General features: G+C 69.6%; 12 protein-coding genes and 2 riboswitches. Of the genes, 8 read left to right on the forward strand and 4 right to left on the reverse strand.

What is annotated here, in order from left to right:
* Window positions 1–1,106: 1,106 nt before the first annotated feature.
* From V4Y03_RS24240 to gcvT, 4 genes are all read right to left on the reverse strand, one after another.
* Window positions 1,107–2,477 carry an L-serine ammonia-lyase gene (locus V4Y03_RS24240; protein ID WP_317875557.1) on the reverse strand — a complete coding sequence of 457 codons (1,371 nt, stop codon included), beginning with the start codon at window positions 2,475–2,477 and terminating at the stop codon, window positions 1,107–1,109.
* Window positions 2,478–2,643: 166 nt separating this feature from the next.
* Window positions 2,644–3,909: a serine hydroxymethyltransferase gene (gene glyA / locus V4Y03_RS24245; RefSeq protein WP_332436282.1), complete on the reverse strand. Its 1,266-nt coding sequence runs from the start codon at window positions 3,907–3,909 to the stop codon at window positions 2,644–2,646.
* A gap of 32 nt (window positions 3,910–3,941) precedes the next feature.
* A complete protein-coding gene (gene gcvH, locus V4Y03_RS24250) occupies window positions 3,942–4,319 on the reverse strand; it encodes a glycine cleavage system protein GcvH (protein WP_317875555.1) in 378 nt (125 codons plus the stop codon).
* A gap of 97 nt (window positions 4,320–4,416) precedes the next feature.
* On the reverse strand, window positions 4,417–5,541 hold the full coding sequence (gene gcvT, locus V4Y03_RS24255) for a glycine cleavage system aminomethyltransferase GcvT (RefSeq protein WP_332436283.1): 1,125 nt from the start codon (window positions 5,539–5,541) through the stop codon (window positions 4,417–4,419).
* 57 nt (window positions 5,542–5,598) lie between these two features.
* A riboswitch (glycine riboswitch) is annotated at window positions 5,599–5,710 on the reverse strand.
* 1 nt (window position 5,711) lies between these two features.
* Window positions 5,712–5,811, reverse strand: a riboswitch (glycine riboswitch).
* Between the two features lie 152 nt (window positions 5,812–5,963).
* On the opposite strand from gcvT, the gene V4Y03_RS24260 reads away from it, so the two are divergent.
* The 8 genes from V4Y03_RS24260 to V4Y03_RS24295 all read left to right on the forward strand — a co-directional run bounded on the left by V4Y03_RS24260 (window position 5,964) and on the right by V4Y03_RS24295 (window position 15,062).
* On the forward strand, window positions 5,964–6,626 hold the full coding sequence (locus V4Y03_RS24260; protein ID WP_332436284.1) for an AAA family ATPase: 663 nt from the start codon (window positions 5,964–5,966) through the stop codon (window positions 6,624–6,626).
* Between the two features lie 124 nt (window positions 6,627–6,750).
* Window positions 6,751–7,491 carry an enhanced serine sensitivity protein SseB gene (locus tag V4Y03_RS24265; RefSeq protein ID WP_317877352.1) on the forward strand — a complete coding sequence of 247 codons (741 nt, stop codon included), beginning with the start codon at window positions 6,751–6,753 and terminating at the stop codon, window positions 7,489–7,491.
* A 74-nt stretch (window positions 7,492–7,565) separates the two neighbouring features.
* Complete coding sequence (locus V4Y03_RS24270) at window positions 7,566–8,357, forward strand: enhanced serine sensitivity protein SseB C-terminal domain-containing protein (protein WP_317877353.1); 792 nt, start codon at window positions 7,566–7,568, stop codon at window positions 8,355–8,357.
* 363 nt (window positions 8,358–8,720) lie between these two features.
* Window positions 8,721–9,755, forward strand: coding sequence for an ABC transporter permease (locus tag V4Y03_RS24275; protein WP_317877354.1), 1,035 nt, complete (start codon window positions 8,721–8,723; stop codon window positions 9,753–9,755).
* A 107-nt stretch (window positions 9,756–9,862) separates the two neighbouring features.
* Window positions 9,863–11,632, forward strand: coding sequence for an ABC transporter substrate-binding protein (locus tag V4Y03_RS24280; RefSeq protein WP_317877355.1), 1,770 nt, complete (start codon window positions 9,863–9,865; stop codon window positions 11,630–11,632).
* A 114-nt stretch (window positions 11,633–11,746) separates the two neighbouring features.
* Window positions 11,747–12,745, forward strand: a complete 999-nt coding sequence (locus V4Y03_RS24285) for an ABC transporter permease (protein WP_317877356.1) — start codon at window positions 11,747–11,749, stop codon at window positions 12,743–12,745.
* On the forward strand, window positions 12,742–13,845 hold the full coding sequence (locus V4Y03_RS24290; protein ID WP_317877357.1) for an ABC transporter ATP-binding protein: 1,104 nt from the start codon (window positions 12,742–12,744) through the stop codon (window positions 13,843–13,845). The genes V4Y03_RS24285 and V4Y03_RS24290 overlap by 4 nt, the downstream gene beginning before the upstream one ends.
* Window positions 13,846–13,853: 8 nt before the next feature.
* A complete protein-coding gene (locus tag V4Y03_RS24295) occupies window positions 13,854–15,062 on the forward strand; it encodes an ABC transporter ATP-binding protein (protein ID WP_332436285.1) in 1,209 nt (402 codons plus the stop codon).
* Window positions 15,063–15,228 lie beyond the last annotated feature (166 nt).

Raw genomic sequence — 15,228 nt, forward strand, 5'->3', positions numbered from 1 at the left:
TCAGATGAGTCATCTGCCTCTGCCTACGGCCAGGATGGCCGAAGGAGACTGCGGAGGGAGCATCCTGTGGAGACCACAGGCACACCGATCGAGCGATTGAAGGCACTTGACCATCTCAGTCCCCGTGAAGCGGCGAAGGCATGGGGGGTTTCCGAGGGAAGGCCTGACCAACGCCGCCGAGCAGATCAAGCAGATCCGAGCCGGTACTGACCGCTCGCTCGCCCGGGACCGGCCGCGCTGCCCGGAACCGGTGGCCCTGTTCTACGGCTTCCCTGCAAGGTCCCTGTCGAGGTAGACTTGCAGGTCTGCTACCTGCACCAGCGAGTCAATGCGAACCGCGGCTCCGATGTCGCGACTCATGCGCTCGCGGCAATCCAGGGACACGCCAGTTGGGAGCAGTTACGCGAGCGTTTCTGGAACCTGGACAAGCGAGCACTGCAGAGCGAGGGCTTCGACTGTCCCGTGAGCTAGAGGCCGGCGCCTCGCTCACCGAGGAGGATTACCGTCTCGTCGTACTGATCTTGCCCTCGCCGGACCCTGCGACGCAGGGCCGCCGTGCCCTGGGTCTTCCTGGGCCGAACGACGGCATCGGCCATGCCGCCCGTCTCCGTGGACTGGGCGTCTTGCCTGCTGCGGCCGACGCCGCCACTCTCGGCCCGCCTTCGAATAGTTCTGTGCCCAAGCAGGCCAACACGCCGCCGGCGAAGAAAGGCCCGCTGCTCTACTCCATCGCCAAGGCGGCGGAGCGTCTTGGAGTGGTTGCGTCGTGGTTGCGTTCCGAGTCCTCCGCTGGTCGAGCCCCGTACCGGCTGATCGGCAGGCGCCGGATGTTCAGCGAGGAGGACCTTGAGCAGATCGCGAAGGACGCTCATCGGCCGAGCAGCGGAAGAAGAAGTCCACATGGCAACGCTGACATACGTGTCCGCCGCCGAGGCCGTCACCCACGTATCGGCTGTGCCCCAGCGCCGTTACTAGGCCTGAATTCCCTGGTCAAGGCTGCGCGGACCAGGGATTCGCAGGGACTTTTCAGCGACTTTTCGCCGTGCAAGCAGGGAAGCCCGTGACAGCTCTGAAAGGAACAAAACCGCAGGTCAATACCATCTTACCTAGCACTCGATGATGTTCACCGCGAGCCCGCCGCGCGCGGTCTCCTTGTACTTGACGCTCATGTCCGCGCCCGTCTCCTTCATGGTCTTGATGACCTTGTCGAGGGAGACCAGGTGGCTGCCGTCGCCGCGCATCGACATCTTCGCCGCCGTGACGGCCTTGACCGCCGCCATGCCGTTGCGCTCGATGCAGGGGATCTGGACCAGACCGCCGACCGGGTCGCAGGTCAGGCCCAGGTTGTGCTCCATGCCGATCTCGGCCGCGTTCTCCACCTGCTCCGGGGTGCCGCCGAGGACCTCGGCGAGCGCGCCCGCCGCCATCGAGCAGGCCGAGCCGACCTCGCCCTGGCAGCCGACCTCGGCGCCCGAGATGGAGGCGTTCTCCTTGAAGAGCATGCCGACCGCTCCGGCCGCCAGCATGAAGCGGACGATGCCCTCCTCGTCCGCGCCGGGCACGAAGTTCATGTAGTAGTGCAGGACGGCGGGGATGATGCCGGCCGCGCCGTTCGTCGGGGCGGTGACCACCCGGCCGCCCGCCGCGTTCTCCTCGTTCACGGCCATCGCGTAGAGGGTGATCCACTCCATGGAGTGCGCCGCCGGGTCGCCCTCGGAGCGCAGCTTGCGGGCGGAGTTCGCGGCGCGCCTGCGGACCTTGAGGCCGCCCGGCAGGATGCCCTCGCGGGACATGCCGCGCGAGACGCAGGCCTGCATGACCCGCCAGATCTCCAGCAGGCCGGCCCGGATCTCGTCCTCGGTGCGCCAGGCCTTCTCGTTCTCCAGCATCAGCGCGGAGATCGACAGGCCGGTCTCCTTGGCGAGCCGGAGCAGTTCGTCGCCGGTGCGGAAGGGGTACTTGAGGACGGTGTCCTCGGGGACGATCGGGTTCTCGCCCGCGACGGCGTCCTCGTCGACGACGAAGCCGCCGCCGACCGAGTAGTACGTCTTCTCCAGGACGAGGCCGCCCTCGGCGTCGTACGCGAAGATCGTCATCCCGTTGGCGTGGTACGGGAGGGCCTTGCGCCGGTGCAGGATCAGATCGGCGTCGAAGTCGAAGGGGATCTCGTGCGCGCCGAGCAGGTTGATCAGGCCGCTCGACTTGATGCGCTCGACCTCGTCGTCGGCGGTCTCGACGTTCACCGTGCGGGGCGAGCTGCCCTCCAGGCCGAGCAGGACGGCCTTGGGGGTGCCGTGGCCGTGGCCGGTCGCGCCGAGGGAGCCGTACAGCTCCGCCCGTACCTTCGCGGTGTGCGCGAGCAGGCCCTCGTTCTTGAGGCGGCGGGCGAACATCCGGGCCGCGCGCATCGGTCCCACCGTGTGGGAGCTCGAAGGGCCGATGCCGATCGAGAACAGGTCGAAGACCGAGATGGCCACGGAGGACTCCTTGTGGGGGCTAGACGCCGTTGTCTGCCGGGGTGGAGCAGAAAAGCGTGGAGAAGAGCGTGAAGACATGGGGTGGGGCACCGCGCTCACCGTCCAGTGTGCGTGGTGCCCCGATGTTCCGTGCGAACGAACCCCGGAACAAAAGCGTACGAAATTACTACAGGCCGGGGTACAGCGGGTGCTTGTCCGCCAGCGCGGTCACCCGGGCCTTGAGGGACTCGGCCTTCTCGGCGTCGAAGCCGGGCTTCAGGGTCTCCGCGATGATGTCGGCGACCTCGGTGAAGTCCTCGGTGCCGAAGCCGCGGGTCGCGAGCGCCGGCGTGCCGATGCGCAGACCCGAGGTGACCATCGGCGGGCGCGGGTCGTTCGGAACGGCGTTCCGGTTGACCGTGATGCCGACCTCGTGGAGACGGTCCTCGGCCTGCTGGCCGTCCAGCTCGGAGTTCCGCAGGTCCACCAGGACCAGGTGCACGTCCGTGCCGCCGGACAGGACGGAGACACCGTGCTCGGTGACGTCGTCCTGGACCAGGCGCTCGGCCAGCAGACGGGCGCCGTCCAGGGTGCGCTGCTGGCGCTCCTTGAACTCCTCCGAGGCCGCGACCTTGAAGGAGACGGCCTTGGCCGCGATCACGTGCTCCAGCGGGCCGCCCTGGAAACCGGGGAAGACCGAGGAGTTCAGCTTCTTCGCGAATTCCTTCTTCGCGAGGATGATGCCGCCGCGGGGGCCGCCGAGCGTCTTGTGGGTGGTGGAGGTCACCACGTCCGCGTACGGGACCGGGTTCGGGTGCAGACCGGCGGCGACCAGGCCCGCGAAGTGGGCCATGTCGACCCACAGGTAGGCCTCGACCTCGTCGGCGATCCGGCGGAACTCGGCGAAGTCCAGCTGGCGCGGGTAGGCGGACCAGCCCGCGATGATCACCTTCGGGCGGTGCTCCTTGGCGAGGCGCTCGACCTCGGCCATGTCGACCAGACCGGCCTCGTCGACGTGGTACGCGACCACGTTGAACTGCTTGCCCGAGAAGTTCAGGCGCATGCCGTGGGTGAGGTGACCGCCGTGCGCCAGGTCCAGACCCAGGATCGTGTCGCCCGGCTGGGCGATCGCGAACAGGGCGGCCTGGTTCGCGGAGGCGCCCGAGTGCGGCTGGACGTTGGCGTACTCGGCGCCGAACAGGTCCTTGATCCGGTCGATCGCGATCTGCTCGGCCACGTCGACGTGCTCGCAGCCGCCGTAGTAGCGGCGGCCCGGGTAGCCCTCGGCGTACTTGTTGGTGAGGACGGAGCCCTGCGCCTCCATGACCGCGACCGGAGCGAAGTTCTCCGAGGCGATCATCTCGAGGGTGGACTGCTGACGGCGGAGCTCGGCGTCGACCGCGGCGGCGACGTCGGGGTCCAGCTCGTGGAGGGGAGTGTTCAGAAGCGACATGAATCGATCCCTAGGGGGTCTCGGGCCTGGTCTCAGCCGGCGGAGAACGCGGTGTACTCGTCGGCGGAGAGCAGCTCGTCCGGCTCGCCCGCGACACGTACCTTGAACAGCCAGCCACCCTCGAACGGAGCCGTGTTCACCAGCGACGGGTCGTCCACCACGTCCTGGTTGGCGGCGACGACCTCACCCGAGACGGGGGAGTACAGGTCGCTCACGGACTTCGTCGACTCCAGCTCGCCGCAGGTCTCGCCCGCGGTGACGGTGTCACCGACCTCGGGGAGCTGGGCGTAGACGACGTCACCGAGCGCGTTGGCGGCGAACTCCGTGATGCCGACGGTCGAGACGCCGTCCTCGGCGTCCGACAGCCACTCGTGCTCCTTGGTGTAGCGCAGCTGCTGGGGGTTGCTCATGGCCTGATTCTCCTGGATCGGGGGAGTACTGATGAACGTGGGTCTTACGGGGTGAGACGCGAAGTGAGACGGATACGTCACTTCCGGCGCGGACGCGTCACTTCTGGCGCTTGTAGAACGGCAGCGCCACGACCTCGTAGGGCTCGTGGGTGCCACGGATGTCCACACCTACACCCTCGGTGCCGGGCGTGGCGTGCGCCGCGTCCACGTACGCGATGGCGATCGGCTTGCCGAGCGTCGGGGACGGGGCGCCGGAGGTCACCTCGCCGATCACCACGCCGTCCTTGACGACGGAGAAGCCGGCGCGCGGGACGCGGCGGCCCTCGGCGATCAGGCCGACGAGCTTGCGGGGCGGGGCGGTCTCGGCGCGCTCGGCGGCCTTCTCCAGCGCCTCGCGGCCGACGAAGCGGCCCTCGTTCGTCGTCTTCTCGAACTTCACGACCCGGCCGAGGCCCGCGTCGAAGGGGGTGAGGCCGGTGGTCAGCTCGTGGCCGTACAGCGGCATGCCCGCCTCCAGGCGGAGCGTGTCACGGCAGGACAGACCACAGGGGATCAGACCGACCGGGGCGCCCGCCTCGGTCAGCGCCTTCCAGACGCCCTCGGCGTGCTCGGGCTTGAGGAACAGCTCGAAGCCGTCCTCGCCGGTGTAGCCGGTACGGGCGATCAGCGCGGGCACGCCCGCGACGGTGCCCGGCAGGCCGGCGTAGTACTTGAGACCGTCCAGGTCGGCGTCGGTGAGCGACTTGAGGATGCCGGGGGACTCCGGGCCCTGGACGGCGATCAGGGCGTACGCGTCGCGGTCGTCGCGGACCTCGGCGTCGAAGCCGCCGGAGCGGGCGACGAGCGCGTCCAGGACGATCTGGGCGTTGGAGGCGTTGGCGACGACCATGTACTCGGTCTCGCCGAGGCGGTAGACGATCAGGTCGTCGAGGATGCCGCCGTCCTCCCGGCAGATCATCGTGTAGCGGGCGCGGCCGACGCCCACCGTCGAGATGTTGCCGACCAGGGCGTGGTCGAGGAGCGCGACGGCCTGCGGCCCGGCGACGGTGATCTCGCCCATGTGCGAGAGGTCGAAGAGACCGGCCTTGGTGCGGACGGCGACGTGCTCGTCGCGCTCGCTGCCGTACCGGAGCGGCATGTCCCAGCCCGCGAAGTCGGTCATGGTCGCGCCCAGGGAACGATGCAGGGCATCGAGGGCGGTCAGACGGGGGGCAGTGCTCATGGGTGGCTCCCGGATCCCAAGGGCGTGATCGGTGACGAACACATGACGGCGAGGACGTCCTCCCCATCTGTCATGGAACCTGAGAGGTTCACCGAGAGCATCTCGTCACCGAGAGATCGGCTTGCACCTTGGGTGGGGACACGGCAGGGTGTCCCGCTTTTCAGATCTGCCTCATCCGCGCGGTACGGGGCCTGAGAGATTCAAGGGAGGGTCTTGCTCCTTCGGCGCCCGGACGCGCTCTGCGGTCCGGAACTCTCCCGCGCGGATTCGAGCGGCCGGTATGCGATTGTGTGGCGACTGTGCGCGCCTGGCGCGCACATCATTGCACGAGGGCCCGGCGGGGCAAATCGCTTGTGTCTCATTACTGTTTCTTTACACTTCTTGGGCAAGGGTCTCCTGAGGCCCGGCAGGGGGGAGAAGCGATGAGGTTCCAGCACACCGGCGCATACGCTCCGAGTACGGGCATACCGTCCCAGCGGGCCCGTGCCAGAACCCGCCGCCGGGGCCGGCTCCTGCGGGACCTGCGCGAGCGCGGCGGCCGCGGTCCCCGTGCCCTCACCTTCGCCGCCGGCGACCTCGTCGTCGTCTCGGGCCTGCCCGGCAGCGGCAAGTCCACCCTCATGAAGCGCGTCGCCGAGGGCACCGGCATCGACTCCCAGGACGCCCGTGAGCGCTGGCAGGCCCGCATGCCCCGCCTCCTGCCGTACGCCCTCTACCGCCCTCTCGTCCGGCTCGCCCACTACGCCGGACTCCGCCGCGCCCTGCGCTCCGGCGCCGGGGTGATCGTCCACGACTGCGGCACCCAGTCCTGGGTGCGGGGCTGGCTCGCCCGCGAGGCCCGCCGCCGCGGCCGGGCCCTGCACCTCCTGCTCCTCGACGTCACTCCGGACGCCGCCCGCGCCGGCCAGCGCGCCCGCGGCCGGGGCGTCTCGGCCTACGCCATGGCCCGGCACCGGCGGGCCGTCGCGCGGCTCGTCCGGGCCGCCGAGTCCGGCAGCCTGCCGCACGGCTGCGCCTCCGCCACCCTGCTCGACCGGGACGCGGCGGACGCCCTGCGGAGGATCGGCTTCCGGGAGGCCGCCTGACGGCCGCCCCCGGGCCCCGGGCCGCCGCGTTCCGTACCCTTTGGGCCACGCCGCCACCGGGGCGGCGTTAGGGTGCTGCCGGGCGGCCGGTGCGGCAGGCCGTGCGAGAAGGGGAAACGGGACCGTGGACGTGACGTGGCCGGGCAATGAGCTCGAAGAGGTCCTTGCCGCCTCACTCGGCAACCCGGAGGCCGGCGGCCGGCTGGTCGAAGTACTGGGCCGCAGCTCCGTCTGGGTGCCCCTGCCCAACGGCGGCAGCGCCGAGAGTGCCGACCTCGACCTCCCCACCATGGAGATCGACGGCGCGGCGTACGTCCCCGTGTTCAGCTCCGAACAACAGTTCCTCGCCTGCGTCGGCGGCCACATGTCCTTCACCGTCGCCCCCGCCCGCGACTTCGCCCGCGGCCTGCCCCCGCAGCTCGGCATCGCGGTGAACCCCGGCGGCACCGTCGGGGTTCCGCTGCCCCCGCCCGCCGTCGTCGAACTCTGCCGCGCCGGACGCACCCCGCTCGACGGCCCCGCGAGCGGCGGCCGGGTCCGCCTCTTCGAGCCCGACTGGCAGGACGACCCCGTCGACTTCCTCTCCGCCGCCGCCGCCGAGTTCGAGGCCACCGGCGTCGTCGTCACCGCCCGCCGCGCCCTCGCCAGCGTCGAGGGCACCGAACCCGCCCTCTTCGTCGGCGTCCAGCTCTCCGCCTGGGACGGCATCGACCGCAACGCCCCCCTGGACGCCCTCGGCCGCGCCCTCGGCCGGGTCGAGGTGGCCTGGCCGGTCAACCTCATCCTGCTCGACATGGCGCAGGACCCGGTCGGCGACTGGATGCTGGAGCGGGTACGCCCCTTCTACCAGCGCGCCGCCGGGTGAGCGGCCCCCTGCTTAAGCTGAACTGAACCGGTAGCTGGACAGACGTGGTGGACGAAAGAGGGGCGGGACCCAGGGTGAGCGCGTCAGGCACCGCTGCGACCGATCAGGTCGAGCACACGCTGCGCCAGGTGGCACCCGGACGCTACGACGCGTACGAGCAGTTGCTGCACGCCCTCGCGGACGGCGAACTCCGGATGCTGCTCTGGCACGGCTCGCCCGGCACGGCCGACGCCCAGTACGGGAACATGGAGGTCGACGGCTTCGGCTACGCGCCCTGCGTCACCTCCGACCGGGAACTCGCCGCCTCCGGCTGGAACCGCGCCCACGAGTTGGTCACCGGCCGCGAGATCGCCCGCGCCCTCTACCCCGACCGCTGGGGCGTCTGGCTCAACCCGCACGCCCCCGGCGGCGGCCTCGGCATCCCCTGGGCCGACCTGCGGCGGATCGCCACCGGTCTCGACCGGATGCCCGCGGGCCCCCTGCGGGTCACCGATCCCACCCTGGAGATGCCGCAGTTCTACGCCCTGCTCACACAGAACGCGCACCGCACCCCGGCCGTCCGGGCCCTGCGCCGAGGCTGGGTGCAGCCCGCGCTCGGCTCCCCGTACCTCGTCATCGGTCTCGACCTGTACGACACCTCCACGGCCGCCGTCGACACGGTCCGCGCGATGATGCGCCAGTCGATCGGTGCCGTACCCGAGGGCCTGCCCGTCTCCACGGTCGCCCTCTCCGACGCCTACGACCCGGTGGCCCTCTGGCTGCGGGCGAACGGACGCCCCTTCTACGACCGCGAGGCACACGCCGGACGCGGCTCCGCGCCCGTCCCCGGATACGGCTACCCGCCACCGGCGCCGTCCGGATACTGAGACGCACCTCGTCCGGCGTTCCGCCCCACCGGCCTCCGGAGTTCGCTCCGGAGGCTTTCCTTCGCCCCAATTACGACCTCGGAACGCCCAGTTGAGCGACATGTCCGATTGAGGGGAAGAGCGACCGAGATGGTCCGCTCACGTGATCACGACGTCCGGATAACGGAAGTCGCAGCACCGCATCACGTTTGAGCAAACATTCCTCGTCAGGGCTGGCGGGTGATCGCAAGCGCATTGAAGACTCCCCGGAACACCGGGCGTTCAGCTCCTTCTCGAGCACATGCCCAGCAGGTTGTTCCACCGAGCCGCTACCCGCGGCGGGCAAGGGCCGGCTACCGGCGGCCGAGAGGGGTCCTCACCACGATGACGGCACCACTGCACGAGACGAGTGCGGGCGAGCCGACCTCCGTCGACGCCGCGCCCGACGCACCCGGCACGCCGGACGGATCCGGCGCCGCCGGCACCACCGTCAAGGCGATCGAGGGCCGCTCGCCCTGGATGATCGCCTGGACCCGGCTCAAGCGCGACAAACTCGCCCTCGCGGGCGCCTTCGTCGTCCTCTTCCTCGTCCTGGTCGCGCTCTTCGCCCCGCTCATCGTCGGACTCCTCGGCCACCCGCCGGACGAGTTCCACGAGGACCAGATCGACCCGCTCTTCGGCACCCCGATCGGCTCCTGGGGCGGCGTCAGCTCCGACTTCCTCTTCGGAGTCGAGCCCGTCAACGGCCGCGACGTCTTCAGCCGCATCGTCTACGGCGCCCGGATCTCGCTGCTCGTCGCCTTCCTCGCGGCGGTCTTCGCCGTCGTCCTCGGCACGGTCCTCGGCATCATCGCGGGCTACTTCGGCGGCTGGATCGACGCGGCCCTCAGCCGCGTCATGGACGTGATGCTCGCCTTCCCGCAGCTGCTCTTCACGATCGCCCTCGTCTCCGTCCTGCCGAACGAACTCCTCGGCCTCGACGGCTCGGGCGTCCGCATCGCCGCCCTGGTCCTGGTCATCGGCTTCTTCGGCTGGCCCTACGTGGGCCGCATCGTCCGCGGCCAGACCCTCTCGCTGCGCAACCGCGAGTACGTGGAGGCCGCCCAGAGCCTCGGCGCCGGCCGCCTCTACATCCTCCGCCGCGAGCTGCTGCCCAACCTGATCGCCCCGATCACCGTCTACGCGACGCTCATGATCCCCACCAACATCCTCACCGAAGCGGCGCTCAGCTTCCTCGGCGCGGGTGTGAAGCCCCCGACGGCCTCCTGGGGGCAGATGCTGTCGACCGCCATCACCACCTACGAGTCGGACCCCCTGTTCATGGTGATCCCCGGCCTCGCGATCTTCATCACCGTCCTGGCGTTCAACCTCTTCGGCGACGGCGTGCGTGACGCGCTCGACCCGAAGGGCTCCCGCTGACCGCTCGCCGACGACCCGCTAGACCCGCCCCTGCCGCTGGCGACAGGAGGCCCTTCCCCCAATCGGCGCGCCGCACCGGCCGCCACTACCCGGAGGTTGCGAGACCCATGACTCATGTGAGCTCTCAGAGGCGCAGAATCGCCGCAGGCGTGCTGCTCGTGGCGGCCACGATGGTCGTCACCACCGCCTGCGGCGGCGGAGACACCGGCGGCGGCGACAAGGGCAAGGGCGGTGCGCCCGGCTTCGACGCCGGTGTGAACAAGGTCGCCAACGCCTCTGACAAGAAGGGCGGCGAGCTGAAGTTCATCGGCTCGCAGGAGGCCGACTCCTGGGACCCGCAGCGCGGCTACTACGGCTTCGTCTGGGACTTCCAGCGCTACTACACGCGCCAGCTGGTCACCTTCAAGTCCGAGCCGGGCGCCGCCTCCACCGAGCTCGTCCCGGACCTCGCCACCGACGCCGGCAAGGTCTCGCCCGACGGCCTCACCTACACCTTCACGCTGAAGGACGGGGTGACCTGGGAGGACGGCAAGCCGATCACCTCCAAGGACATCAAGTACGGCATCGAGCGCATCTGGGCCCAGGACGTCATCTCCGGCGGCCCGATCTACCTGCAGCAGGTCCTCGACCCCAAGGGCGACTACAAGGGTCCGTACAAGGACACCTCCGCGGACAAGCTCGGCCTCAAGGCGATCGAGACCCCGGACGACAAGACCATCGTCTTCAAGCTGCCGGTCGCCAACGGTGACTTCCTGCAGATGCTGGCCATGCCGGCCGCCTCCCCGGTCCGCCAGGACAAGGACACCAAGGCCAAGTACGGCCTGAACGTGTTCTCCTCCGGCCCGTACAAGTGGGAGTCGTACACCCCCAACAAGTCCATGAAGCTCGTCCGCAACGACAAGTGGGACGCCAAGACGGACACCGTCCGCAAGGCCCTGCCGGACAAGATCAGCGTCACGTTCACCACGAACGCCGACGACATGGACAACCGTCTGGTCGAGGGCGAGTACGACCTCGACATCAACGCGACGGGCGTCGGCGCCTCCGCCCGCCAGAAGGTGCTCCAGCAGCACAAGGGCAACGTCGACAACCCGCAGACGGGCTTCATCCGTTACGCGGTCTTCCCGCAGACGGTCATCCCCAACATCGAGTGCCGCAAGGCCATCATCTACGCGGCCGACTCGAAGTCCCTGCAGACCGCCCGCGGCGGCCCGCAGGCCGGTGGCGACATCGCCTCCAACATGCTCCCGCCGGCGATCAAGGGTGCCGACCCGAAGGCCGACCCGTACGGCAAGCTCACGGGCGCCCCGGACCTCGTCAAGGCGAAGGAAGCGCTCGCGAAGTGCGGCAAGCCGAAGGGCTTCAAGACCACCATCGCGGTCCGTAACAACAAGAAGATCGAGATCGCGACCGCCGAGTCCCTCCAGCAGTCGCTGAAGGCCGTCGGCATCGACGCCCAGATCGACCAGTTCGACGGCGCCCAGACCTCCGGCATCATCGGTTCGCCGAAGGTCGTCAAGGAGAAGGGCTACGGCATCATCATCATGGGCTGGGGCGCCGACTTCCCGACCGGTCAGGGCTTCCTCCAGCCGCTGGTCGACGGTCGCTTCATCCTGCAGAGCGGCAACAACAACTTCTCGGAGCTGAACGACAAGGCCGTCAACGGCCTGTTCGACCAGGCGCTGAAGGAGACCGACCCGGCCAAGGCCGGCGAGCTCTACAAGCAGATCAACACGAAGGTCTCGGAGGCCGCGGTCTACCTGCCCTTCACCCACGAGAAGAACATCATCTGGCGCAGCTCCCGGCTGACCAACGTCTACACGGCCGACGCCTACAACGGCCGCTACGACTACGCGTCGCTCGGCGTCGTCAAGTAATCCGACCCGCTTCACCGGCGCACCACCCGCCGCCAGGTCCGAAGGGCAGGTGATGGCCGTTGGCGGCGGCCGGGGGATCCGATCGGGTCCCCCGGCCGCCGGCCGGCCGACCGCATGCTTGCATACATAGTCCGACGGCTCTTCGCAGTCGTCGTGATGCTGCTCGTCGTCACCCTGGTGACGCTCAGCATCTTCTTCCTCATCCCCAAGATGACCGGCAGCGACCCTGCCGCGATGTTCGTCGGCAAGCAGGCGGATCCGGCTTCCATCGAGGCCATCCGGCAGAAGCTGGGTCTGGACGAGCCGATCCTGGTGCAGTTCTGGCACTTCGTCTCCGGCATCTTCGTCGGTCGTGACTACACCGGCGGCGGTGACACGATCCACTGCGCGGCGCCCTGCTTCGGCTACTCGTTCCGCACCGAGCAGGACGTGTCGTCGATGCTGGTCGACGCCTTCCCGGTCACCCTCTCGATGGTCATCGGCGCCGCGGCGCTGTGGCTCGTCCTGGGCGTCTCCACGGGTGTCGTCTCCGCGCTCAAGCGGGGCACGATCATCGACCGCGCGGCCATGATCACCGCACTCGCCGGTGTCTCGCTGCCCATCTTCTTCACCGCCATGCTGGCGATGCTGGTCTTCCGTACCCAGCTGGGCTGGCTCAACGCCTCGTACGTACCGATCACCGAGTCCTTCGGCGGCTGGTTCGGCGGGCTGCTGCTTCCCTGGGTGACCCTCGCCTTCCTGTACGCGGCGATGTACGCGCGACTCACCCGCGCCACCATGCTGGAAGTCCTCGGCGAGGACTACATCCGCACCGCACGGGCCAAGGGCCTCCCGGAGTCGGTCGTGCTCGGCAAGCACGCCATGCGCTCCACCATGACCCCCATCCTGACCATCTTCGGCATGGACCTCGGCGCCCTCATCGGCGGCGCGATCCTGACCGAGACCGCGTTCAGCCTCCACGGCCTCGGCGGCCTCGCCATCAAGGGCGTGAGCGAGCGCGACCTGCCGCTGATCCTGGCCGTCACCCTCATCACCGCGGCCTGCGTCGTCGTCGCCAACCTCGTCGTGGACCTTCTGTACGCGGTGATCGACCCCCGAGTGAGGCTCGCATGACGGACAAGCTGACGAAGACCGGTGCGGCGGTCGGAGAACCCGTCGCCACCGGGTCCGCGCCCTCCGAAGCCTTCCTCGACGTACGCGACCTCAAGATCCACTTCCCGACCGACGACGGTCTGGTCAAGTCGGTCGACGGCCTCAGCTTCCAGCTGGAGAAGGGCAAGACCCTCGGCATCGTGGGCGAGTCCGGCTCCGGCAAGTCGGTCACCTCGCTCGGCATCATGGGCCTGCACACCGTCGGCCAGTACGGCCGGCAGAAGGCGAGGATCTCCGGCGAGATCTGGCTGAACGGGCGCGAGCTGCTCACGGCGGACCCCGAAGAGGTCCGCAGGATGCGCGGCCGCGACATGGCCATGATCTTCCAGGACCCGCTGTCCGCGATGCACCCGTACTACACGGTCGGCCACCAGATCGTGGAGGCGTACCGCGTCCACCACACCGTGGACAAGAAGACGGCGCGCAGGCGGGCCGTCGAACTCCTCGACCGGGTCGGCATCCCCGAGCCCGCCAAGCGGTTCGACAACTACCCGCACGAGTTCTCCGGCGGCATGCGCCAGCGCGCGATGATCGCCATGGCGCTCGTCAACAACCCCGCGCTGCTCATCGCCGACGAGCCGACCACCGCGCTCGACGTGACGGTGCAGGCCCAGATCCTCGACCTGATGCGGGACCTCCAGAAGGAGTTCGGCTCCGCGGTCGTCATCATCACCCACGACCTCGGCGTCGTCGCCGAGCTCGCCGACGACATCCTCGTGATGTACGGCGGGCGCTGCGTCGAGCGCGGACCGGCCGAATCCGTCTTCTACGAGCCCCAGCACCCCTACACCTGGGGCCTGCTCGGCTCGATGCCGAGGATCGACCGCGACCAGACCGAGCGGCTCATCCCGGTCAAGGGCAACCCGCCCAGCCTCATCAACATCCCGAGCGGCTGCGCCTTCAACCCCCGCTGTCCGTACGCGGACGTCCCCAAGGGCGGCGTCACGCGCACCGTGCGGCCGGAGCTGGAGCCGGCCGGGGACCGCCACTTCTCGGCGTGCCACATGCCGCAGGAGGAGCGGACCCGCATCTGGACCGAAGAGATTGCGCCGAAACTGTGAGCGACAACATGGAACCTCTGCTCAAGGTCACCGGCCTGAAGAAGCACTTCCCCATCAAGAAGGGGCTTCTCCAGCGCCAGACCGGCGCGGTCAAGGCGGTCGACGGGATCGACTTCGAGGTCTTCCCCGGTGAGACCCTCGGCGTCGTCGGCGAGTCCGGCTGCGGCAAGTCCACGATGGGCCGGCTCATCACCCGGCTGCTCGAACCGACCGACGGCACGGTCGAGTTCCAGGGCAAGGACATCTCCCACCTCGGCATCTCGGGCATGCGCCCGTTCCGCCGGGACATCCAGATGATCTTCCAGGACCCGTACGGCTCGCTGAACCCGCGCCACACGGTCGGCACGATCGTCTCGGCGCCCTTCAAGCTCCAGGGCGTCGAGCCCGAGGGCGGCGTGAAGAAGGAGGTCCAGCGCCTGCTGGGCCTGGTCGGCCTGAACCCGGAGCACTACAACCGCTACCCGCACGAGTTCTCCGGCGGCCAGCGCCAGCGCATCGGCATCGCCCGCGCGCTGGCCCTGAAGCCGAAGCTGGTCGTGGCGGACGAGCCGGTGTCGGCCCTGGACGTCTCCATCCAGGCGCAGGTGGTGAACCTCCTGGACGACCTCCAGCAGGAGCTGGGCCTGACGTACGTGATCATCGCGCACGACCTGTCGGTCATCCGGCACGTCTCAGACCGCATCGCGGTGATGTACCTCGGCAAGGTCGTGGAACTCGCGGACCGCAAGTCGCTCTACGAGAACCCGATGCACCCGTACACCCGGGCCCTGATGTCCGCGGTCCCGATCCCGGACCCGCGCCGCCGGGGAGCGAAGAGCGACCGCATCCTCCTCACCGGCGACGTCCCGTCCCCGATCGCCCCGCCGCCGGGCTGCCGCTTCCACACCCGCTGCTGGAAGGCGACGGAGGTCTGCCGGACCCAGGAACCCCCGCTGGTGGAACTCCGCCCGGGCCAGCGAGTGGCATGCCACCACCCGGAGAACGCGGAGTCCCTGACGATCCCGGGGGCGAGGCAGTCGGTGGAGATCACGAAGTCCCCGGAACCGAAGCCGGAACCGGAGCCCGAGGCGGAGACGCCGGAGGCCGAGGAGTCGGTGGCCGAGGCGGAGACGCGGGAGCCGGAGGAGTCGGAGGCCGAGGCGGAGACGCCGGAGCCCGAGGAACCGGAGCCCGAGGCGGAGACGCCGGAGCCCGAGGCCGACGCGCCGAAGGCGTGACGCAGGGAAGGCCCCTGGTGCCGCGAGGCACCAGGGGCCTTCGCGCGCCCGGGGGTTCGGGGGCGGCGCCCCCGGTCCCGTCAGGGTCTCGGGAAGGGGCGGGGTGGGGGACTCCACCCGGCCCCGCCACCCGCCACCCGGCCCCGTCCGCCGGCCCCGCGCACGC

Source organism: Streptomyces sp. P9-A4 (genome assembly GCF_036634195.1).
Taxonomy (GTDB): Bacteria; Actinomycetota; Actinomycetes; order Streptomycetales; family Streptomycetaceae; genus Streptomyces.